Annotated in this window: 24 protein-coding genes; 16 read left to right on the forward strand and 8 right to left on the reverse strand. The window is 39.0% G+C overall.

The genetic code is table 11. The annotated features are described in order from the left end of the window. The first annotated feature begins 71 nt into the window (after positions 1-71). From ABXT51_RS03275 to ABXT51_RS03285, 3 genes are read left to right on the forward strand one after another with little or no spacing between them, the layout of a single operon-like run. Positions 72-1916 carry a SurA N-terminal domain-containing protein gene (locus tag ABXT51_RS03275; protein ID WP_416696112.1) on the forward strand — a complete coding sequence of 615 codons (1845 nt, stop codon included), beginning with the start codon at positions 72-74 and terminating at the stop codon, positions 1914-1916. Positions 1917-1942: 26 nt separating this feature from the next. Beyond that, complete coding sequence (locus ABXT51_RS03280) at positions 1943-2131, forward strand: hypothetical protein (protein WP_416696113.1); 189 nt, start codon at positions 1943-1945, stop codon at positions 2129-2131. Between the two features lie 21 nt (positions 2132-2152). Further along, positions 2153-2329: a hypothetical protein gene (locus ABXT51_RS03285; protein ID WP_416653132.1), complete on the forward strand. Its 177-nt coding sequence runs from the start codon at positions 2153-2155 to the stop codon at positions 2327-2329. Between the two features lie 235 nt (positions 2330-2564). Here the strand turns inward: ABXT51_RS03285 and ABXT51_RS03290 are convergent, their stop codons facing one another. Continuing rightward, entirely contained in the window at positions 2565-3350 is a 786-nt protein-coding gene (locus ABXT51_RS03290) for an enoyl-ACP reductase FabI (RefSeq protein WP_416696114.1), read from the reverse strand. A gap of 142 nt (positions 3351-3492) precedes the next feature. Between ABXT51_RS03290 and lspA the strand changes: the two genes are divergently transcribed. The 3 genes from lspA (at position 3493) to recJ (ending at position 6269) form a co-directional block, all read left to right on the forward strand. Next, positions 3493-3954, forward strand: a complete 462-nt coding sequence (lspA, locus tag ABXT51_RS03295; protein ID WP_416696115.1) for a signal peptidase II — start codon at positions 3493-3495, stop codon at positions 3952-3954. A 70-nt stretch (positions 3955-4024) separates the two neighbouring features. Then, positions 4025-4585 carry a DUF1566 domain-containing protein gene (locus ABXT51_RS03300; RefSeq protein ID WP_416696116.1) on the forward strand — a complete coding sequence of 187 codons (561 nt, stop codon included), beginning with the start codon at positions 4025-4027 and terminating at the stop codon, positions 4583-4585. Next, the gene (gene recJ, locus ABXT51_RS03305; protein WP_416696117.1) at positions 4575-6269 is read left to right on the forward strand and encodes a single-stranded-DNA-specific exonuclease RecJ; all 1695 of its coding nucleotides are present in this window, start codon (positions 4575-4577) and stop codon (positions 6267-6269) included. Before ABXT51_RS03300 ends, recJ begins: the two co-directional genes overlap by 11 nt. 209 nt (positions 6270-6478) lie before the next feature. On the opposite strand, the gene ABXT51_RS03310 is transcribed toward recJ, so the two are convergent. From ABXT51_RS03310 to ABXT51_RS03335, 6 genes are all read right to left on the reverse strand, one after another. Beyond that, positions 6479-7258, reverse strand: a complete 780-nt coding sequence (locus ABXT51_RS03310; protein ID WP_416696118.1) for a hypothetical protein — start codon at positions 7256-7258, stop codon at positions 6479-6481. Between the two features lie 34 nt (positions 7259-7292). After that, positions 7293-8444, reverse strand: coding sequence for a DUF1501 domain-containing protein (locus ABXT51_RS03315; protein ID WP_416696119.1), 1152 nt, complete (start codon positions 8442-8444; stop codon positions 7293-7295). Beyond that, positions 8437-9906: a DUF1800 family protein gene (locus tag ABXT51_RS03320; protein ID WP_416696120.1), complete on the reverse strand. Its 1470-nt coding sequence runs from the start codon at positions 9904-9906 to the stop codon at positions 8437-8439. The genes ABXT51_RS03315 and ABXT51_RS03320 overlap by 8 nt, the downstream gene beginning before the upstream one ends. 85 nt (positions 9907-9991) lie before the next feature. After that, complete coding sequence (locus ABXT51_RS03325) at positions 9992-10399, reverse strand: hypothetical protein (protein WP_416696121.1); 408 nt, start codon at positions 10397-10399, stop codon at positions 9992-9994. Between the two features lie 91 nt (positions 10400-10490). Then, the gene (locus ABXT51_RS03330; RefSeq protein WP_416696122.1) at positions 10491-10859 is read right to left on the reverse strand and encodes a hypothetical protein; all 369 of its coding nucleotides are present in this window, start codon (positions 10857-10859) and stop codon (positions 10491-10493) included. A 91-nt stretch (positions 10860-10950) separates the two neighbouring features. After that, the gene (locus ABXT51_RS03335; RefSeq protein ID WP_416696123.1) at positions 10951-12123 is read right to left on the reverse strand and encodes an MFS transporter; all 1173 of its coding nucleotides are present in this window, start codon (positions 12121-12123) and stop codon (positions 10951-10953) included. Positions 12124-12238: 115 nt separating this feature from the next. Between ABXT51_RS03335 and thrS the strand changes: the two genes are divergently transcribed. The 7 genes from thrS (at position 12239) to ABXT51_RS03370 (ending at position 19039) form a co-directional block, all read left to right on the forward strand. After that, entirely contained in the window at positions 12239-14131 is a 1893-nt protein-coding gene (gene thrS, locus ABXT51_RS03340) for a threonine--tRNA ligase (protein WP_416696124.1), read from the forward strand. Next, the gene (gene infC, locus ABXT51_RS03345; RefSeq protein ID WP_416688412.1) at positions 14131-14736 is read left to right on the forward strand and encodes a translation initiation factor IF-3; all 606 of its coding nucleotides are present in this window, start codon (positions 14131-14133) and stop codon (positions 14734-14736) included. The genes thrS and infC overlap by 1 nt, the downstream gene beginning before the upstream one ends. Continuing rightward, a complete protein-coding gene (gene rpmI, locus ABXT51_RS03350) occupies positions 14714-14911 on the forward strand; it encodes a 50S ribosomal protein L35 (RefSeq protein WP_271541908.1) in 198 nt (65 codons plus the stop codon). Before infC ends, rpmI begins: the two co-directional genes overlap by 23 nt. 15 nt (positions 14912-14926) lie before the next feature. Beyond that, entirely contained in the window at positions 14927-15286 is a 360-nt protein-coding gene (rplT, locus tag ABXT51_RS03355) for a 50S ribosomal protein L20 (RefSeq protein ID WP_271541909.1), read from the forward strand. Positions 15287-15400: 114 nt separating this feature from the next. Continuing rightward, positions 15401-16363 carry a phenylalanine--tRNA ligase subunit alpha gene (locus tag ABXT51_RS03360; protein WP_416696295.1) on the forward strand — a complete coding sequence of 321 codons (963 nt, stop codon included), beginning with the start codon at positions 15401-15403 and terminating at the stop codon, positions 16361-16363. 16 nt (positions 16364-16379) lie between these two features. Next, entirely contained in the window at positions 16380-18743 is a 2364-nt protein-coding gene (pheT, locus tag ABXT51_RS03365; RefSeq protein WP_416696125.1) for a phenylalanine--tRNA ligase subunit beta, read from the forward strand. Positions 18744-18748: 5 nt separating this feature from the next. After that, positions 18749-19039: an integration host factor subunit alpha gene (locus ABXT51_RS03370; protein ID WP_271541915.1), complete on the forward strand. Its 291-nt coding sequence runs from the start codon at positions 18749-18751 to the stop codon at positions 19037-19039. A gap of 2 nt (positions 19040-19041) precedes the next feature. Here the strand turns inward: ABXT51_RS03370 and ABXT51_RS03375 are convergent, their stop codons facing one another. Further along, complete coding sequence (locus ABXT51_RS03375) at positions 19042-19476, reverse strand: hypothetical protein (RefSeq protein ID WP_416696126.1); 435 nt, start codon at positions 19474-19476, stop codon at positions 19042-19044. 192 nt (positions 19477-19668) lie between these two features. Here ABXT51_RS03375 and ABXT51_RS03380 point away from each other — a divergent pair, with 192 nt between their 5' ends. The 3 genes from ABXT51_RS03380 to ABXT51_RS03390 all read left to right on the forward strand — a co-directional run bounded on the left by ABXT51_RS03380 (position 19669) and on the right by ABXT51_RS03390 (position 20971). Further along, entirely contained in the window at positions 19669-20094 is a 426-nt protein-coding gene (locus ABXT51_RS03380; protein WP_416696127.1) for a hypothetical protein, read from the forward strand. A gap of 94 nt (positions 20095-20188) precedes the next feature. Continuing rightward, a complete protein-coding gene (locus tag ABXT51_RS03385) occupies positions 20189-20449 on the forward strand; it encodes a hypothetical protein (protein WP_416696128.1) in 261 nt (86 codons plus the stop codon). Positions 20450-20545: 96 nt separating this feature from the next. After that, positions 20546-20971, forward strand: coding sequence for a tetratricopeptide repeat protein (locus ABXT51_RS03390; protein ID WP_416696129.1), 426 nt, complete (start codon positions 20546-20548; stop codon positions 20969-20971). Positions 20972-20981: the final 10 nt, after the last annotated feature.

Below are 20981 nucleotides of genomic sequence, written 5' to 3' on the forward strand. Positions count from 1 at the left end.
TTGTATTTTTGAGTTTAAGTTTAAATGTTTGATGGCGTTATGTCTCAACACTATTGGTAGATAAAATAATTATGTTAAGTGCAATAAGAAACAAATCTAAAGGTTGGGTCGCGTATCTCGTAGTAGGTCTTATAACAGTACCATTTGCGTTATTTGGCATACAGGACTATGTAAGTAGCTCTGCAAATACTTCGATTGCAAAGGTTGATGGCGAAGATATTGACGTAAACGTTTATTATCAAGAATTAAACACACAGCAAAGAAACTTACAGCAGCAGCTTGGTGCTGCGTACTCGCAAGAGATTGATACTGCGATCAAGCAGACACTTCTTGATTCAATGATTAACGAAAAGCTCATTGAGAATTTTGCGAATTCTTTAGGTATTGTTACTTTAGATGATGAGGTTCGCTCTGTTATTGAGATGAATCAAGCATTTGTTGTTGATGGTAAGTTTTCTGAAGACCGCTATAGTCAGCTTTTAAGGCTGAATAGTTATTCACCGGCCGGCTATGAGATTGCTCAATCAAAGGCACTAACGCGTGACCAAATTAAGCGTAATCTGAGCGGCTCTGCGTTTATGTCAATAACTCAAATTAAGCAGCTTGATGATCTTGCATCTCAGGAGAGAGAGGTTTCATATATTGCTCTTAATACTTCAGATTTTGAGAGTCAGGTTTCTGTCTCAAAAAGTGAAATTTCAGACTATTTTAATGAGAATAGAGCAAGCTTTATAGAAGGCCGAAAAGTAAAGGTCGATTTTGTAGAGCTTTCATTGGTTGATATGGAAGAGCCTGCAACCCCAAACGAGGAGACTCTCCAATCTCTTTATGATGATAATGCTGAGCTTTATACAAATCCAGAAAGAAGGCGCACCCAACATATTCTAGTGGAGAGTGAAGATCTTGCAAATGAGCTACTTAATCAAATTAATGAGGGTGCTAATTTTGATGAACTTGCAGTTGCTAATTCAGTAGACACCTCTTCTAAGGAGAAGGGCGGTGATCTTGGATTTAATGAGAGAGGACTAATAGGCGTTGAGTTTGATGAAGCCGCATTCGCTATGAGCATAGGCGATGTTAGTGAGGTGGTTGCTACAGATTATGGCTATTTTCATATTATAAAGCTTACTGATATTGAGGCTGAAACAGTCCAATCTTTTACTGATGTTACTGAGCAGTTAGTTGCCCTTAACAAGAACAATGTTAGCAAAAAAATGTTGTTTGATTTATTAGAAGATTTCACCAGCCTTGCCTACGAGGAGTCTCTTGACATGGTTGCTGATCAGTTTGGTTTAGAACTTAAGACAAGTGACTATTTTGCAAATGGAAGTCAGCAGTATGATGATGCTTTCGTATCTGCTGCGTTTAGTGAGGCAGTTATTGATGAGGGTGAAAACTCAGAAGTGATTGAGCTTAGCGCTGAAAAATTTGTCGTTCTTGCTCTTTCATCTTTGCAGCCTGAGCGCGAAAAAGAATTAGACGAGGTTGGGGATCAGGTTGCATCGATTTTAAATAACATTGCTGCAAAGATATTGATTGAAGATTTATCACTTGCAATTGCCACTGCGCTAGTGAGTGGTGACGAGTTGATGACTAATAAGCTAATTACTGATAATAATTTACAATGGAATAATGAGGGCTGGATTTCAAGAGCTAAAGAGCTGCCTTTTGACGTAACAAGTTTCGCTTTTGCAACACCTAAGCCTATTGGTGCAGAGCACACTTATAGCGCTCGAAATGTTGATAACTTAACTTCTTTAGTTATTGATGTGAGTGGTGTCAGGCTTCCAGATGAGGTTACAGATAGTGGAGTTTCAGCGCTCTATCTTAGCCAAGAAAACAATGAAATATTTGTCTCGCTTATTAAGCAACTAAGAGAGAATGCTGAAATAAAAATATTTTCTGATCTTCTTTAAAATATAAACGTTAAAATAATAATTTTATGAATAGAAAAATTGGAAAAGCGGCGCTTGGCTTAGGCTTATTGTCGGTAATTTGGCTTATACTTGGTATGTTTAATGTTGTGCCATTATTGATAGAGTTACCACAGGAAACAAGTATTAGGGCGCATGCCTCTTTAGCAGTAATTTTCTTGCTAATAGGTTCTGCGGCTTTTTGGAATGAAGATTAATTTTTTAAATAGGAATTTATTATGATGAAAACGTCAGATATATGTATTTTACTTTCAGTTGCAGTTGCATTTGTGACAACTGCCTTTCTATGGTTTCAAGGTGTAGAAACAAAACAAGAGGCATTGTTTACTGCAACATGGATTCCATCAATTTTAACCTTTGCTATTTATTTTAAAATAATAGCTAGGAAGGACTAATCATGGATGATTCACTAATATTCTTTACTGGTTTTTTCTGCTTTGCGCTTGCTATAGTTGGAGCTGTAATGACTGTGGTAGAATTTAAACGCCTAGAGAAAGAAGATAAAAAATAGTATAGTTTGAGGAAGGCCTCGTTTAGTTAAAAAGGGTAGTGGGCGTCTTATTAAACTCTTTACCCTTTTTTTGGTCTTTAAACTGCTTCTCAGCACTACTTTTTAAAAAAACGCTGACTTTAAAGGTCTGGCCCCTTCTCGTAAAAGTTATAGCCAGCATCGACATAGGTGACTTCACCGGTTATGCCAGAGGCTAAATCTGAGCATAAAAAAGCAGCCGCATTCCCAACCTCTTCAATGCTTACATTTCTTTTAAGAGCAGAGCTCTCAGCCGCATGATCAAGCAGCTTACCAAAACCTTTAATGCCGCTTGCAGCAAGCGTTTTTATAGCGCCGGCCGATACTGCATTAACCCGAATACCCTTATCACCTCCCAAAGCCGCAGCCATGTACCTAACGTTAGCTTCAAGTGACGCCTTTGCTACGCCCATGACGTTATAGTTTGGAATTACCCTAAGAGCACCTAAATAACTAAGAGTTAATAAAGCGCCATTTTCATTAAGCATTGGAAGGGCAGCCTTTGCAATAGCCGTAAAACTGTATGATGAGATTTCATGAGCTTTAAGGAAACCTTCACGCGTTGTCACTTCAACGTAATTACCATCTAGCTCTGCTCTATCTGCAAACGCAACTGAGTGAACGATGATGTCAAAATTAGCCCAAGACTTCTTAAGTTCAGCAAAGGTCTCGTTAATTTGTTCATCACTAGAGACATCGCATGGAATGATAATTGAAGAATTACAGATCTCAGCGCATTTTTCGACGCGGCTTTTGAGTTTATCAGTTTGATAGGTAAAGGCAACTTCGCAGCCATTTGCCGCCATAGATTCAGCAATACCCCATGCAATTGAGCGATTAGACGCAACGCCAATGATTAGTGCTTTTTTACCTGTTAAAAACCCCATAAAATCTCCGCAATATTTATAATACAATTACTGATAAATTATAAACACATTGATTACATTGATGATGTTTACTTAACCATTGTTGGTCAAGATTTAAAGTAAACCTTTTTAATAAATCTATATTTTTTTTATGTTAATACTAATGAAGCACAAACTTTACTACCTTTTATTCCTAGTATTGGTATCGCTTGATCAGGTTTCAAAACAAATTTTCATGTCTTCTTATGATTTAGGACAGTCGGTTGCCGTTAACTCATATCTTAGCTGGACGTATCTTCAAAATACAGGCGCCGCTTTCAGTATTATGGCTGATGGTGGGTTTATCCAAAAAACCTTTCTACTATCTGTATCTGTTTTAGTTTCCATTTGGGTTATTTTTTGGATTCAAAGAACCTCATCTCTTCACCTGCAAAAATTATTTGGTCAGTTCCTTTTGCTATCTGGCGCCGTTGGAAACCTAATCGACAGAGCCCAGTTCGGTTTTGTTGTTGACTTTATTGATGTGCACGTTAATGGCTATTACTGGCCAGTCTTTAATCTAGCGGATAGCTTTATTTTCCTGGGCGTTATACTTCTTTTGTTTGAGAGGAAATCAACTGCTTAGGGGGATTATCTTTGGATAATGATCTTAACTGGTAGAATATTAACTTACGTTTTATACAAACTACTTTTTCATGAAAAGAAGCCTTCTACTTTCATTACTTTTGCTCACCAGCATTTCTGTAAGTGCAGAGCTCATGAAGATGTCTGATGAAGGTGAAACCTTAAAGTCTGACAGCTCAGAGTGGTCGTGCGTCCTTGATAAAAAGAATTCCCTAGTCTGGGAAGTTAAAAGTGCAGACGAGGGATTACAATACGCACTTAATACCTACACCTGGTTTGATGGACAGAGCGGAAGAGATAGTGGGACCTATACTAAGAATTGTTATTGGGGTAAAAACTGCAATACAAAATCTTTTATCGAGGATATTAATAAGCGCGAGCTTTGCAGCTATACTGATTGGCGCCTACCAACCAGAAGTGAATTAAACTCGATCGTTGATTATTATGGCGATAGCGATGCGCTCATAAATACTGATTTTTTCCCAAACACTCAGGTGGATACTTACTGGACCTCAACCTCGTTAAAAGATAATCCATCGCTTGCTTATGAGATCCCCTTTTTTTTTGGCGGCTCAACAGCTCGAGATAAAACGATCGATACTTTTGTAAGACTTGTAAGAAGTGCTGACTAGAGAGCTTGATAACGAACTGTTTGAGTCGTACTCTGACGACATACCTCTAATTCTTAAGAGGGTCTATGCAGCTAGGTCTGTCTCTGAGTCACAGCTTTCAATGGCGCTTCCAGGACTCCTTAAGCCGAGCTTTGATCAGTTAAACATTGCGCTCGACCTTCTTGAGAAATGCATTCTTGAAGACCGCCGTATTCTCATCGTTGGAGATTTTGACGCCGACGGCGCGACAGCAAGCGCCGTTGCAATTAAGGCTCTGCGCTTAATGGGAGCAAAACATATTGACTTTTTAGTTCCGAACCGCTTTAAGCATGGATACGGTTTAAGCCCAGAGATTGTTCAGGAGGCAAAGACTGACAAAGACCCAAATCTAATTATTACTGTTGACAACGGCATATCCAGTAATGAAGGCGCGGCGCTTGCAAGGTCATTTGACATTGATGTCATCATTACCGATCACCACCTTCCACCTAAAGTTCTTCCTGAGGCCAACTCAATCATTAACCCAAATTTAAGGGGCTGCGACTTCCCTTCTAAAAACTTAGCAGGTGTTGGCGTTTGTTTTTATTTGTTTTCAGCGCTAAAGACTCACCTGGTTGGTAAGGGTTATTTTGAAGCGCACAACATCCAAATTCCAGACCTTCGTGAACTTCTTGATCTTGTTGCTCTTGGAACCGTTGCAGACGTTGTAAAACTGGATCAAAACAATCGAATTCTAGTTAACGAGGGAATTAAGCGCATTCGCCAAAAACTCTGCTCAAAAGGAATTCTAGCGATACTTGAGCTGACCAAGCGTCCTATTGAAACGCTGCAAGCATCCGACCTCGGATTTACGGTTGCTCCTCGCATTAATGCAGCAGGGCGCTTAAGTGATATATCACAGGGAATCAGATGCCTCTTATCGGAGGATATGAATGATGCCAGAAGGTACGCTCAAACGCTCGAGGAGTTTAATATTAAAAGGCGTGAGGAGCAGACCCGAATGCAGGATGAGGCGCTAGCAATAGTTGAAGGCCAGACAATTGATGACAGCCAGTTTGCAATCGTTCTTTATGACGAGACATGGCATGAGGGCATTGTCGGCATCGTTGCAGGGAAGCTCAAAGAAACGTATCAGTGCCCGTGCGCCGTATTTGCAAAATCAGGCAGCGTACTAAAGGGCTCAATACGCTCAATACCTGACGTACACATTAAAGATTTACTGGACCTGGTTGATCGTGATAATCTAGGGCTGATTGATAAGTTTGGGGGGCACGCGATGGCCGCCGGCTTGGCGCTTTCGCCAGAGAACTTTGAAAGCTTTAGTGAGGCCTTTTCAGAGGCAATTAAAAAGCATCTCGAGGGCAAGAAGCCAATTATCGAGCTGATGACTGATGGGGAACTTGAGGCTTCTGAGATAACGCTTAAGAACGCAGAGCTTCTTCGAAGCGCTTCTCCGTGGGGTCAAGGCTTTGAGGAGCCTATTTTTTATGGTGATTTTGAGCTTGTCGAGCAAAAGATTGTCGGTGAAAAACATCTCAAGTGCACCCTAAAACTTAATGGCGCTAGTTCGATTTTTGAGGGTATTGCTTTTTTTCAAGGTAAGCTTGAAACAAAACAAGTAAAGGCAGCTTATAAGTTAAATGTGAATTCATTTAGAGGCAACGAATCCCTTCAGCTTATGATTGAGTCAATCGCACCAAAATAAAAATAATTTAAGCACTTATTTTCTTTTTAACACAACCTTTAGGCGCCATCCTGGATCGTAAAACCCTAAAATTTCACCACCTTGAGTGTCGCTCTTGATACTAATTCTTTCTGTTCCAGAGTAATCTAAGTCCAGGTTCCCAGAAATATTTATTGTGCCATCTGGTCAAATATAAACATTAATGAACAGCTATGCTAGTTATTGTTTCACTATATACAATTACTTACAAACATAGCGCCACCTTGCCAATCTTCGACGTCTATCCATAGCTCTGCAGAATTTCTTAAATTTTTAAGATTTATTGGTTTAGATCTTTTGTGTTTTGTTAAGGTCACATAAAGAGGCTCTACTGGGACTTCGCCTTCTTTTATTAGACGACCAAAATATGCCATCCTGCCGACAAAGTGGCCATCCTCTGTAAGTTTAATGTTGACTTCATCTCTCAAGTACTTAGTGTCAGTAGATAGTCCCTCCATATTCCAGGAGGAGCGATTAGAAAATTCCACATTAGCATTCTTAATAGTGATAGCACCTTCAGCTAGATTCCATCCTTCGAGCTCTCCTAATTCTGAATTGCCATAAAAAACTCGCTCTATATTGAATGCACAACTTAAATCTTTAACATTACGAGCCAGTTTATGTTTGCTAAAGTCGTAGTCGAGTTTTGAGACAACCCTGTTTAATAACTCATTCAAAACAACTGGAGAGAAGACAACTTCATGGTTTTTAACATCTAAATCAGCAGAATGAGATTTGATTTCTGGACTTTTGGCAAAAGTTCTTTTTTTAGTAGGTGTTGTTTTATCATTAGTTTGAGAAGCAGAATTTTTGGCAGCTCCACAGTTAAAAACAAAATAAGTCCCATCTTCAGAAACACTTTTGATTGGATCACTTCCATCAGGGCATGATCCTGCTATAGAGACTTCAAAGAGGCCTATGCAAAGAAATAGAGTTAGAATTATCCTCTTGAGCTTTATAGGGTATTTCAAGTCAAAGATATTGTCTCCTTAATTTAGATTAGGCTCAAGAAAAAATATTATTGTAAACACGAGGCAGTTTAGGGGTAAAGAAAACCTTGTCAGCAATGAGGTCATGATCAAGGCCGAGTGCATTTTCAATACATGCTGCACAAACGGATCGATAATCGATTGTTGACATCAGGTCCCTTTGTTCAAATTGTTCTTTTTTTGAAAGCCCTGGCCAATCTGAAATCACTCTACTCTTTGTTATAGCGCCACCAGCTAAAAGCCCAACAGATCCATAGCCATGATCAGTGCCCCTTGTACCATTTTCAAAAACCGTCCTGCCAAACTCAGTTAAAGTAAGGATGATACTTCGATCCCAAGCATCTCCTAACCCTTCTTTATAGCCAGCAATAATGTCATCGATCAAAGTTAGCTGTTTGCCATGACGACCATGTTCATCAGAGCCTTGAGAGGCATGCGTATCAAACTGGTCAACTTTAATTACCGAAGACAAGGGACCACCTTCCTGGGCCATTGCTTTGCCTGCAAATTTCGCAAGGCTCGCGGGGTTTCTTGGCACTATTGAGTCTTTTTGAGTGCTTTTCTTACTCACCTTTTTAAAGACTTCAGATCCTTCTTTTCCATAAGACATTGAAATGGAGTCAATTAGCTTAGTCATCAAATTGCTAGAGCTTCTTATGTTTGCAGGGTAAAAATTATCGTTATCGCTCATTCCTCTTAGAACTAGAGGCATATCAAGTGACATTGATCTTCCAGGAGTCCTGGCAAGGTCGAGCGCTCTTCCAAGCCAACCCGAAGTTTCAGAGAAGGGATTTAATCCACCACCTTGCATTAAATTTTGACCTTCGAAGTGGGATCTTTTTGTGTATGGAAAGTTAGTTGCATGAACAATCGAGGCATTATTTTTAGCCATGAGTCCAGCAAAGTACTTAAAAGACGGATGAAGCCCAAAAAAAGAGTTAAGCTTAAGGTAGTTTTCAGGGGTAAGGCCTTTTCTCATCTTCAATAAATTTGAATCACCAAATGGAGGAACTGCGGTAAGACCGTCCATACCACCTTCAAGTAAGATAACCGAGATAGTGCCTGGTGGTTTGTCTTTAGTAAAGCCGGGAAGTGGAAGGCCAGCTAAAAATAATGAAGCACCTGATGCTTTTAAAAACTCTCTACGTGTCAAATTAAGTTTAGGCATTTTCTAACCCCATCAGTTCAGGACTGCACATTAAAGCAATAAATTGCTCTTTTCTTCCAGCAACGCTATTAACAAGATCTTGAGTCGCTTTATTGGCACCGATTCTACTCATAATTTGTTGCGGGCTGAAAGCTGGCTTTCCAGCAGTATAAATCGCATCAGCAAATCTAATACGACGCTCAAACATTTCACCAGAGAGCCACTCGCTTTTAGAACTCGGATAGCCATTGGGCTGTCTTGTGTGCCAAAAACTTTGTCCAAGCTCTTCATAAATTTCTCGGGTGTCCATTAGCTTCTTATCGTAAACGTCTATTTGATCCCAGCCCTTAAAAAAGGAGGCATCACTTAATCTAATGACTTGAAATAACCACGTCATGGGCCACTGAAACTTTGGTTCTTTTGACGCAACTGCACGCTCTATTACTGCGCTGTGAATCTGATCTAGGTTGCCGTTACTTTTCCTCCAAGTATTTGCAATATAGTCAATGTCTGATTGACTCGGGTTGTCACTTACAAAGTGCTGTGTTAATTTAAATGAGATGTGGATGACTGTATGCTCATGAGCCGCCAAAAAATCAGTTAATTGCCTCAGACCGCCTTTACCTTCGGGAATTACTTTACCCATAACGGTTTTAGTGCCTGGCTCTGCAGCATCTCTTTTAAAGAAATCCCAAGTGTTTGTCGTTCCAGCCATTTGAATGAGCTTTGCATGTTTTTGTTTGACAGTGATTTTATTGTTACCCCACAGCATGCCTGGAAACACTCCCCAGCCAGCTAAAACTTTAGCCGCACTCCTGATGTCCTCCTCACTGTATTTTGCAGATGGTGATACTGTATGCAGCTCTAACAGCTCTCTTCCTAAATTATCGTTAAGACCGGCTTGCTCTCCATTCTGTTTTGCCCACTTGACTTCATTTGAGTTTGGTCCAGCACTAAAGATATTATCTAAGTATATTAGCATGGCTGGATGAGACGTCACCTTGTATAGCATATGAGAGAAATCACCATTAAGGTTGGCTAATATTGCTTCATCTAAAGCGTGACCAATATGATTTGTGTTGTCGTGAATATCGCCAGTTGTAAAGTGGTTTGCCCAAAAGCTAGCGAATCGAAGTCTGACCTGGTCTTTACCGTAGACATTTCTATGAGAAAACTTTAGTTCATCCTTTTCTTTCATTAAATTCTCTTTTGTATTTGCCTGCCTCTCAGCATTAGAGGCATTTGAGGCATCACCTAGTCTTCGTCTTTGGAACCAGTTAGCAAACATAGTATCTCGAGCCATTAAGTCGGGCTGAAGAGATTTAGGCCATGGCTTCACTTTAGTGCCTATTTGACTTATACCGAGCGCAGGAGATTTGGCCTTTAGCTGAGAGATTGCCCAATTTTTAACATCATCAGGAAGAGGAGTTTCAGGTCGAAACATGAGGCCTAATTTATGGGCAACTCTGAATTGTTCATTCATATACTTTAACTTTAAATAGTCACGATAAACAGATTAGTATATCACTATGAACTTTATTTTTTTTAGTCAATCTTAATTAACTTTATTACATTATTTCAACAGCATCAACTCTAAATTCAAATATGATTTGTTCACTAAATGCATCCTCAGAAAGTGCTAAAGGAAGTGGAGACGCGTTATAAATAGCTTTTTCAATTGAGTTTTTAAATGAGTTTAGTTTTGGATTGGTATCTATATTCATTATCGAATCTCCACAGTTATCTACATCCACAGTATTGACGTTTCCATTTCTATCTTGAGTGATAAAAACATAACAAAACCAATCACTTCTTGCGCCTGAGTAACGCCAGTATGTGTTTATTTTTGTGATAACACTTTCAACCCAAATATTTTGTGAAATATTTAACTGGTCATCAAGCATTAAGGATTCATTATTATCAGCTTGAGCATTTAGAGTAAAGACAAAGCATATTGTTAGGATTAGTTTTTTCACTAATTTATTATATGGCAAATTAAACTAAAAAATAGCTATAAAAAAAGGCCCTAGGATTAGGACCTTTTTTTGATCTAAACGACTTTTAGTATCAGCGAGATTTCCAGAAGAATAGAGCTCCCAGAATTACATCCGGCCCTAAATTAGCAATAAGATTTACTGCATCTGAAGGAAACGCGCCAACACTAATTTGGTAGCCACTTACAAGTGCGTATATTACATGCCAAACAGCAAAAAACATACCAACACTTTTTAGATTATCACCAGCCCAAGTTGGCATCTGCCAGCTTATATAAGCAACCGCTATCACCATTAATGACATGCCTCGCATTATATCAACTGCCCCAGAAGTCGCCTCAACATTAAAGCCTCCCATCATTGAAGCTGGAGCCAATAAAGCAGCTGCGCCAAATATTCCCATTATTACAGCTTGAATTCTAAATACTAAAGATAAAGTCATTTTTCTCTCCTTGAAAGTTTAAAAAACTACTATAAAAGTATATCATTTTGCACTATATAGTTCAAAAATTATTTTATAAAAAAATAAGTTATTAGGAAAATTTTCCTAGTAATACTTCATTTCCAGCTGAAGGTTTAGCTGGCATATTTAGAGCAAGAAGTAGTGATAAGATTGCCATTCCAGCGCCTGCAAGAAAAACTAGCGACGGCGAATAGAGCCAAATAAGCCCAAATACAACTGGTATAAAAACGGCCGCTATATGATTGATTGAAAAAGACACTCCCGCGCTTGATGCAAAATCTGCAGGGTCAGCAATTTTTTGAAAATAGGTTTTAAGGGCAATAGCAATCGAGAAGAATAAGTGATCAGCAATGTATAAAAATACTGCAAAGGTACTACTTTCAACTACTGCATATCCAATAAATATAAAGACCAGTCCAATATACTCAAAGATTAGAGAATTACGCTCACCAAATTTGTGAATTAGCCTTCCAATCTTTGGAGCCAAGACCACATTTATTGCTGCATTTGCTAATAATAGTAATGATATTTCACCAACACTAAATTCAAATTTTTCAACCATTAAAAAGGCTGCAAAAACGACAAAAATTTGTCTTCTTGCGCCTCCCATAAATTGAAGGGCATAGTAAAGCCAATACCTCTTCCTCAAAACAATTTTTTTGGTTTGGGTTACCTTTTGTGGAAAGAAAGGAAAGTGCTGCCAACAGAAAAGAGCTCCAATGACTGCAAAACTTCCACCAACGATATAAAGCCAAAAATAATCAATATTGAACTGTTCAAACATAATCCAAACTAAAGCAAATCCCGCAATTGAGGCAGCTGAGCGCGTAGCAATGACTCTGCCTAAAAACTCCGCTGTCTTATCTTTGTCAATCCATTGAAGGGTTAGTGAGCTAGAGATTGTCTCAAAGTAATGAAAGCCAATTGACATGACAATCGTTGCTAAATAAAAGGTCATATTTATTTCAACCAGGCCCGTTACCATAACTCCAAGACCCATTAAAGCTATGGAGATATAGGCTAGTTTTTGCTCTCTCACAAAGGCTAAAACAAAAATGACAGTAAAGGCTAGAAACCCTGGGACCTCTCTTAGACTTTGCAATATCCCCATCTCTGCACCATTGAAATCGATTTTTTCTATGGCAAAGTTATTAAGAAGGTTGAGCCAGACAGCCCAACTTATTCCTGCACCAATGGTCATAATGAGGATCAGTAATTCGGGAGATTTGCGAGCAATTTTCATAGCGTGTTAATATACCTTTAAAGTAAGCTTTCAAAAGTTATTTAAAGTCTTAATTTTGACTTAGACAACGGCGCTATCAAGGTAAAATTGATTTTTTTGTTTTTAATATTGTAGTATGCCAAACGTAACTCTGCCTGACGGCACAGTCAAATCTTTCGAGCAAGCGCTTACCGTTGCTCAGGTTGCATCCTCAATAGGCTCTGGTCTCGCTAAGGCTGCTATTGCTGGTGAAATTGATGGCCAAATGGTTGACACGTCTTTCCTTATTGAGAGTGACTCAGCGCTTGCAATTATCACTAATAAAGACGAGAGGGCGCTTGAAGTTATTCGTCATTCTACTGCCCACCTATTAGCGCAAGCCACTCAGCAGCTCTATCCAAAGGCCCAAGTAACTATTGGCCCTGTCATTGATAATGGGTTCTATTATGACTTTGCTTATAAAGATGGTTTTTCAGAGCAAGACCTCGCAAAGATTGAAAAAAAGATGAACGCAATTGTTAAGCAAAACTTACCGATTGAAAGAATGGAGATGAGCCGAGAAGAGGCGATTAAATTTTTCAAGTCAAAGGGTGAATATTACAAAGCAGAGATTATTGAATCGATTCCTTCTAATGAGGCTTTATCGCTATACAAGCAGGGTGACTTTGTAGACCTTTGTCGCGGCCCTCATGTGCCCTCAACCAGCAAACTCAAAGCGTTCAAGCTTATGAAGCTGGCCGGCGCTTATTGGCGTGGTGACTCCAATAATGAAATGCTTCAAAGGGTTTACGGGACGGCTTGGGAAAATAAGGATGACCTAGAAACTCATCTGCATCGCTTGGAAGAGGCTGAGAAAAGAGACCACAGGAAGATTGGTAAGACTCAAGACCTTTTTCATACTCAGGAGGAGTCTCCAGGAATGGTTTTTTGGCACCCTAAGGGTTGGACTCTGTATCAAATAATTGTCCAGTATATGAGCCAAGTTTTCAAAGACAATGACTACCATGAGGTCCACACGCCTGAGGTGATGGATAGATCCATGTGGGAAAAGTCAGGTCACTGGGATAAGTTTGGTGATGCTATGTTTACAACACACTCAGAGAATCGTGACTACGCGATTAAGCCAATGAACTGCCCTGGCCATGTTCAGATTTATAAGCAAGGTCTTAAGTCTTATCGTGATCTACCGTTGCGCTTAGCTGAGTTTGGGTCGTGTCATCGCAATGAGCCTTCTGGAACACTTCACGGACTCATGAGGGTTCGAAATTTTGTTCAGGATGACGGCCATATTTTTTGCACAATCGATCAGATACAAGACGAAGTCTCTAAATTTATTGATCTTACGTTTAAAGTTTATAAACAGTTTGGTTTTGAAAACATTGATATTAAACTCTCAACCAGACCCGAAGAGCGAGTTGGCTCTGACGAGGATTGGGATAAAGCAGAAGCATCGTTGTCTGAAGCATTAGACGCAAAAGGAATCAATTGGGAGCTGCAAGAGGGTGAGGGCGCCTTTTATGGCCCTAAAGTAGAATTTGTTTTGAAAGACTGCTTAGATCGTGAATGGCAGTGCGGCACAATACAGGCCGACTTCTCCATGCCGGGCAGGCTTGATGCACAGTATATTGCTGAAGATGGCACTAAACAAGTACCCGTTATGCTTCATAGAGTAATCGTTGGCTCAATTGAGCGATTTACAGGAATGTTAATTGAACATTACGAAGGCGCATTTCCATCATGGCTTTCGCCAATTCAAGCCGTTATTCTTAATATTTCTGAAAAACAAGAAGAATTTAGTAAAAATGTAGAGAAGAATCTAAAAAAACAAGGACTTAGAGTCATTTCAGACTTGCGTAATGAGAAGATAGGCTTTAAAATACGCGAGCACTCGATGCAACGCTATCCTTATATTTTAGTTGTTGGTGATCGAGAAGTAGAAAATAACCAGGTGTCTGTTCGCCGAAGGGGTGGAGAAGATCTTGGCTCAATGTCTTTAGAGGCGTTGATTGAATTAATAAATCAGGAGTAATTATTAAAAGACCAAATAAGGTAACGACAAGGATTAACGAAAAAATTGTTTCACCAACACTCAGAGTCATCAATGACAAAGGTGAACAAATGGGAGTCCTTAGTAACGTAGAAGCTCTTGAATTAGCAGTAAGCGTCGGTTTAGACTTAGTTGAAGTTTCACCAAGTGCAGATCCACCAGTTTGTCGTGTTATGGATTTTGGTAAGTTTCAATATGAATTAAAGAAGCAAAAGAACGACGCTAAGAAGAAACAGAAAAAAACTCAAGTTAAGATGATTAAGTATCGTCCAGGAACTGAGGAAGGGGATTATCAGATCAAGTTTAGGAACTTGACAAAATTTTTAGGAAACGGAGACAAAGTAAAGGTCGTTATTTGGTTTCGTGGACGAGAAGTGCAGCATAGAGAGATTGGTGCGCTTATGTTAGATAGAATTGAAAAGGATACTGAAGAATTTGCCGTTGTAGAGCAACGTGCAAAAATGGAGGGTCGCCAGCTTGGCATGATGCTAGCACCCATATCGAAGAAAAGTAAGGCGCCTGTCGCCCGAAAAATTGAACCCGAAAAGGGTGAAGGAGTAAATGATGCCGAAGTTAAAGACAAATAGAGGTGCTGCAAAGCGCTTCAAAAAGACCGCTAGCGGTCAGTACAAAAGTAAACACTCGCACTTGAGGCATATTCTGACCAAGAAGAGTACTTCTAGAAAACGCTCATTGCGTTCACCAGACTTCATTGAGAAGGCTGATGTTCCAATGGTCAAAAGAATGTTACCGTACAGCTAAACTAGGAGTATTACTATGGCAAGAGTTTCAAGAGGTGTGCAGGCGCACGCCAAACATAAAAAAATATTAAAGAAAGCCAAAGGTTACTATGGCGCTCGTTCAAAAGTCTATCGCGTTGCTAAGCAGGCGGTAATTAAAGCTGGACAGTATGCCTATCGTGACCGTCGTCAACGTCGTCGTCAGTTCCGTAGATTATGGATTGTACGTATCAACGCTGAGGCAAGGAATAATGGCTTAAGCTACTCACAATTTATCAATGGCCTTAATAAAGCTGGTGTTGAGATTGATCGTAAAGTTCTTTCTGATATTGCCATCTTTGATAAAGATGCCTTTGCAAAAATTGCAGATCAGGCAAAAACTGGTTTATCTGAGTAGTAAAATCTTACTAAAAGACTGTAACTTAGGTTACAGTCTTTTAAACCGAATAACAAAGCAGGCATTTTGATTAAGAAGATTATCACCGACGCCAAGAAAGCTATAGCTGATGCTATGGACTTAAAGGCTCTTGACGATTCAAGAGTACTCTATCTGGGCAAGAAAGGTGCACTAACTGACCTATTGAAAGGATTGGGTAAGCTCTCTAAAGAAGAGCGTCCAGTCATGGGTGAGGCGATCAATGAAGCCAAAGTTCAAATTCAAAAGCTTTTAGAAAATCGTAAGAGTGAGCTTGAAGAAATAGCTCTAACGAAACGACTTCTTGATGAAAAAATTGATGTCACGCTTCCAGCAAGAAATTTTGAAAAAGGCAGTCTACATCCGATTACTCAAACACTAAACCATATACAAGACATTTTTACAAAGGCCGGCTTTGAAATAGAAATTGGCCCTGAAATTGAAGATGATTTTCATAACTTTAGTGCACTAAATATTCCAGAGCATCACCCTGCAAGGGCAATGCATGACACGTTTTATTTTGATTCAAATACCGTTTTAAGAACCCATACATCACCCGTTCAAATAAGAACTCTAGAGCGGCAGCAGCCTCCCGTTCGAGTTATTGTTCCGGGCAAAGTGTACCGTAATGACTCGGATGTGACCCATACTCCTATGTTTCACCAAGTAGAGGGACTCATTGTAGACAAAGAGGCTTCTTTTTCTCAGCTCAAGGGTTTGTTGATTGACTTTTTAAGGGCTTATTTCGAAAAAGATGACCTTAAGGTTCGCTTTCGTCCATCATACTTTCCATTTACAGAGCCCTCGGCTGAGGCCGATATTGAGTGCGTAATCTGCGGCGGAGAGGGGTGCCGCGTTTGTAAGAAGTCAGGGTGGCTCGAAGTCCTTGGTTGCGGCGTTGTTCATCCAAACGTTCTAACGGCAGTGAACATTGATCCAAACGAATTTTCAGGACTGGCTTTTGGAATGGGCGTTGAAAGATTGGCGATGCTAAGATATAGCGTTAACGACTTAAGATTATTCTTTGAAAACGATGTTCGTTTTTTAAATCAATTCTAGTGCAAAGGAATAAGTCATGAATATTTCAACTAGATGGATAAGAGAGTGGGCTAACCCAGACGTTAGTGATAGTGAACTTTCTGAGAAGCTAACCATGGCAGGTCTCGAAGTAGACAGGATTGCTCCCGTTGCCCCTCCATTTGAAGGCTTAGTTGTTGGCCATGTTGTTAGTTGCGATAAACATCCAAACGCGGACAAGCTTAGCCTATGTGAAATTGATATTGGTGATGGCAGCAATCTGCAAATAATTTGCGGCGCTCCTAACGTAAGAAAAGATTTAAAGGTCGTTGTTGCAACCGTTGGCTCGGTGCTTCCAAGCAAGCTCAAAATTAAACGCGCAAAACTTAGAGGCGTTGAATCCAACGGTATGCTTTGCTCAGAATCAGAAATTGGCCTTTCAGAAAGTCATGAAGGGATTATAGAGCTAGATATGGCTGCTACTCTTGGCGAGAATATTCGATCTGTTCTTGATCTTGATGATCAAATCATTGAGCTGGACATTACGCCTAATAGGGGCGACTGTTTCAGTGTAATGGGCGTTGCAAGAGAGGTTTGTGTGAACTACAACCTATCAATGCCATCAACAAATTATAAGGCAGAGCAAAAAGGCTCCAGGTCATTTACTTCGAAAGTCGCAAATCCTAGTGAGTGTGCAAAATACCTTACAAGAGTCATTGAAGGTGTTGACAATAGCGCAGAAACTCCAAAATGGATGGCTCAAAAACTATTAAGAGCCTCTCAGCAATTACATTCGCCAATAGTAGACATTACCAATTATGTGTTACTAGAGCTTGGCCAGCCGATGCATGCCTTTGACCTTAAAACAATCAACGGTGACATTGAGGTTAGATCTGCACATAAAAATGAAAAACTTGAACTCTTAAATGGACAAACAGTTTCATTAACTGAAAAAACCCTGGTCATAGCGGATGAAAAATCAGCAATTGCAATTGCTGGAGTTATGGGCGGAATGAAGACCGCTACTCTTGAAAATTCATCTGAAATTTTATTTGAGAGTGCCTTTTTTGATCCAATATCTATTGCAGGCATAGCAAGGTCGTATGGGCTTCATACTGAAGCTTCTCTGCGCTTTGAAAGAGGAGTCGACTTTAATATTACTCGACAGGCTATTGAAAGAGCTACTGAGTTAGTGCTTGAGATTTGCGGCGGCACCGCTTCACAGATTAATGAATGTGTTGACTCAAAGTCACTTCCAGTTCTAGAGCCAATTGAAATTTCTAATGATAAGATTTCAAGAGTATTGGGTTTTGACCTGGAGCCTTCTTGGATTGAGTCTAAGTTTACATTTCTTGAATTTGAATTCACAACCAATAGTGATAATTCGTGGACGATTAAACCGCCAAGTTTTCGTTTTGATATTCGAATTCCTGCCGACATAATTGAAGAGCTAGCAAGGCTTTATGGGTACGACAAAATTCCAGTTCAAAGGCTCTCGATTAATGCCAATATATCAGCGTCATCACAAGCAACAATAAGCTCAAATGACTTTTCAAGCTCCCTGGTCAATCGAGGCTATAAAGAAGTCATTACCTATAGCTTTATCTCAAACGAGATGCATGAGTTGGTTGATCCTAACTCAGCAAAAATATTACTAAAGAATCCAATCTCCGATGATATGGCGGTTATGCGCTCAAGTTTGTGGTCTGGATTAATCCAATCTGCTAAATCAAACATTAGAAGAGGCCACCATAACGCTAGATTCTTTGAACTAGGTCAATGCTTTAAAGGGACTTTGGTTGAAGACCAAGTTCAAAAAATTGCTGGTATTATTTGTGGCAATCGCCATGAGTCGCAGTGGGCTGGAAGCGAAAGAGAGGTTGATTTTTTTGATGCAAAAGCGGATGTCCAGGCGCTACTATTTCATAGCAAGAATGTATACACCTTTGAAGCAGCTGAGCATCCTGCCCTTCAAATGGGACAGACAGCAAAAATTATAAAAGGTAATAAAATTATTGGCTGGCTTGGCGCACTATCCCCTAAAATTCAAAAGTCACTATCAATGCCAAATTCTTTTCTTTTTGAGGTTAATCAAAAGGACATTGAGCAGGGCGAAATTTCATGCTATGAGCCTTTTTCATCCTTTCAAGCATCGCAAAGGGATATTGCAATTGTGGTATCTAAAGAGATTACTGCCGATCAACTTATCCATTCAATCAGGTCTTTAAAACAGGACGACCTAGTTGACGTTAACTTGTTTGATGTCTATGAAGGTGAGCATATCGATGAGGGCAGTAAGAGCGTTGCTTTGAACCTTACCTATCAATCGATAGAAGTTACATTAACTGATGAACAATTGGCCGAAAAAGTTAGTAAAATAGTGGCTCACTTAGAATCAAAATTTTCCGCTAAACTTAGATAAAAAATATGTCCCTTACCAAACAAGATATTGCCAACACCCTCGTTAAGAAAACCGAGCTAACACAAACTCAAGCGTTGGCATTAACCAATCAGTTTTTTGACCAAATTATTGAAACTCTTAAAACCGGTGAAGAGATTAAATTATCAAGCTTTGGTAATTTTGTAGTACGAGAAAAAACGGCGCGACCTGGAAGAAATCCAAAAACTGGCGAAGAGGTTATGATCAGTGCTCGAAAGGTTGTAACGTTTAAGGCTGGCCCTAAGCTAAAGTTAGCAACGCAGCTCGGTAAAAAGTAAGTCTAGTCGCTTATTGCGATCATAAATCCTTTTAATATTGGAATGACGCTGAGCATTACAAGTTGCTGAGCATTTTCATCAGCTGTCTTTCCACTCGCAACTCTTTTCTTGAGTGCAGGTGCGTAGTCATCATCGATAGAAAATGATACAAATAATAGCTCCTTGTTATCATCAGACGCGCCATCATTTTGAATCATCTCAACGTCATAAATTGAATTTGGCGCCTCCGTTTGCTTGTTAACAAAAAGAATGGTCTCATTGAAGTGTAGAAAAAACCTTTGAGCAGGACAGCTTGAAGATTTTTTAAGCTCTAACTCGCCTTCTGACATAGCTCCTGCTATTTGGTCATAGTGCTGCTCGGTTAGTCTTACATATCTGGTATCAAGGTAATCACCAAGATCATTGTCACCTTCGTATTCTTTAATATATTGAATCAACTCTTTGAGCATAAATTGGTAAATGAGAAAAGTAAGTTGGAATTTTATCAAAAACCACTACAAAGTTGAGTCAAAAGTATATTAATTGAACGATTTATTACTCATTTAAATTAGATACTTTCTAATTATTGCTTTAGTATATTTTTGTCATACTGTATCCTACTCGTTAGATTAATAATAGATAAGTAAAAAATGGCAGACCAGAAATACTTCTATCAAGATGGCTATTCAGCTCAAGAAGAAAAAAAATTAAAACGCTATGAAGAGTGGGCTCAGAAATCTCTAGAAGAAGTTAAAGAGGGGGTCATTAATGGCTCGTTAAATGAAGAGCAATACGGCGCTTTTTCTATAGAGTTTTGGAAGGATGAGTCTCTGGTGTGGTCTTGTTTAAAGGCGGAGCATGATATTGAGATAGTTTTTAACCATGTTCGTAAGTTTTTATGGCATGACAAAGAGTTTGTTCTCGGCGCAATGAGTGAAAAATGGTACTACCCTATGACAAGTATCGAGTTTCAGGACCAGGAGTTTAATTACTTTGATTATATTCATGAATCCCTAAAGAATGATGAGGATGTTGCAACTGCTTTGAGTAAATTAAAAAACCTTGAAACTTCTTGATACTAAAAATTCTATGTATGTGAATTATTTATCCTATTTTTTACAAAATAATAAAATTATTTCGTTATCATTCTAAAATATTAAGGAGAATTATATGAAAAAATTTAAGTCTAGTTATTCCTTCAAAGAGCGAGCTTTAATTAGTTTTTCTTTTTGGCCAACCCTGCTTATTGGAGTTGCTTTAGGGATGACCATCAGCCTGTTATTGATTCATAATATGAAGTCACTTGAACAATTATTTATTGTAATTGTATTCTCTATAGCAGGTTTAATACTCCTTGGAGTTATAACCAGACTTATAAGTATTTTTTACTGGAAGAAATATAATTGGTCTTTTTCTTCTGATTTGAAATGAATTTTCATGAAGTAGCCTTTAAAGATTTATATAAATAATTTTACTTTGAGTGTATATTGTGCAAAATAATAAAATAATTAACTAATAAATAAAGTTATGAATTCTAAAAAAATATTACTATCTTTAACAATTCTAATGTCTTTAGGCTTAATTTTAAGCCCTGCAAGCGCTGACTATAAGGATGGGTTGATTGCTTTTGAAAATCAAGATTTTAGGTTGGCAGCTAAGGAATGGAAGCTCCTTGCTGAGAAGGGTGATGCTAAATCACAAACGAACCTTGGAATTTTATATTTCAATGGAAAGGGCGTATTAAAAGACTATAAGAAAGCAGTTGACTTGCTAAAGAGCGCTGCTAATCAAGGAGAAGCTGAAGCTCAATTCATTTTAGGTAAGATTTATGTTGAAGGTGATGGCGTGCCTAAATCTTTAAAGACTGCAAAAATTTGGGTTGCGTTAGCCTATGAAAATAACTTCGATGGAGCTGAGGCTCTTTGGAATGATTACAAGCTCTGGAAATACTAACGAATCTTAA

This window comes from Candidatus Pseudothioglobus sp. Uisw_050_01 (genome assembly GCF_048085775.1).
Lineage (GTDB): Bacteria > Pseudomonadota > Gammaproteobacteria > PS1 > Pseudothioglobaceae > Pseudothioglobus.